The following is a 1380-nucleotide window of genomic DNA, read 5'->3' on the forward strand; positions in this document are numbered from 1 at the left end:
TAATAATCCACAAGACCAAAAAGATTTATTATCGGAAGAAATAAATCTAATAAACCCCGATTTAATAATAACTTTTGGGGGAAAGAGTTTATTTCAATTGACTGATTTAAAGACTCTTAAATTAACCCGTAATATTAATTTGAACATCAAGAAATTTAATGATAGAATACCAATCCTACCGATGGTTCATCTTTCTAATCGAGTAAAATATCATGATAAACTTAAGTTTTTTTCAGAGAATGATGTAAACCTTGAAAAAAATGACTATGGTAAAGCATACTATGACATTATTGATAATTATCTAAAAACTTTGTGATATTTCGGGGGTTAAACACATTTTGCACCTTTTACTCATAGCATGACTTATAAGTTACTTTGAAAATAAAAGATATAATATCAGTCATGCCATGAGTGTATCAAATCTACGATAACAGTACCCTAACTGTTCCAATCCAAAGAACTTAAAACCCTCAATAAAACGAAATCTCAAAAGCATTGAGAGAATCTAATATTTATTAGTTCAAATCAGACAGACATTTGATACAAAAAATAACCACACTTATAAAGCAATTTGGTAAATTCGCCAAATTATAAACCATTACCTATGAGCAGTATCCTGAAATTCAATTGGAATTATTTTATCATCGCATTTTTGTTATTTGTAGTCGAAGTACTTATTGCTTTGTATGTTCATGATCAATTCATCCGTCCTTATTTTGGTGACTTTTTAGTTGTAATCCTAATTTATTGTTTTGTAAAGTCCTTTCTGGATACTCCTGTTTTTAAAACAGCCATAGCAGTTTTGGTTTTTTCTTTTACATTAGAGGTTTTGCAATACTTTGATATTGTTACTAAACTTGGATTAGGACATTCAAAATTTGCCAGAACTGTTATAGGAACATCGTTTGAATGGATTGACTTAATTGCTTATACGCTTGGCATTGCTTTTGTGATTTATGTAGAGAATAGGTTTTCAACAAGTAATTCAAGAAAGAGCGAAACACTTAGGTGATTTTTTAAGCATCTTCATCATGACTAATGATTTTTGACATCATTAGCCTCTCGCTGTTCCAAGCCTTAGAGATTCGAACAATAAATAAATTGTAGTCTCAGACTACAAAACAAACTTAATAGCGATTACGCCAAATAATTCCTACTCAAAATACGACTCCTTCGGAATCAAACAATTTTGAGGAAGCTTCTTGTCTGTCTATAAACATTTTAATCCTTCGGATTTTTTATTTACTTGCACATGCAATATCTCTTCTATGTGTAAAACTAAACAATTTGATAAATGAAATTATTTTTACAAATCAGCAATAAAACAGTAGTTTTTCTTCTATTTTTCACGGTATGGACTGACATGATTTTACCCAAACA

2 protein-coding genes are annotated in these 1380 nt (G+C 29.8%); both read left to right on the plus strand.

All coding sequences use genetic code 11. The features are described from left to right. On the plus strand, positions 1 to 316 hold a 316-nt coding region (locus AC07XN_RS24405; RefSeq protein WP_494744938.1), incomplete at its 5' end, for a uracil-DNA glycosylase family protein. A 288-nt stretch (positions 317 to 604) separates the two neighbouring features. Beyond that, positions 605 to 1012 carry a ribosomal maturation YjgA family protein gene (locus AC07XN_RS24410; RefSeq protein WP_494744939.1) on the plus strand — a complete coding sequence of 136 codons (408 nt, stop codon included), beginning with the start codon at positions 605 to 607 and terminating at the stop codon, positions 1010 to 1012. Positions 1013 to 1380 lie beyond the last annotated feature (368 nt).

It is taken from the genome of Arcicella sp. GW458-12-2-14-TSB2, assembly GCF_059423785.1.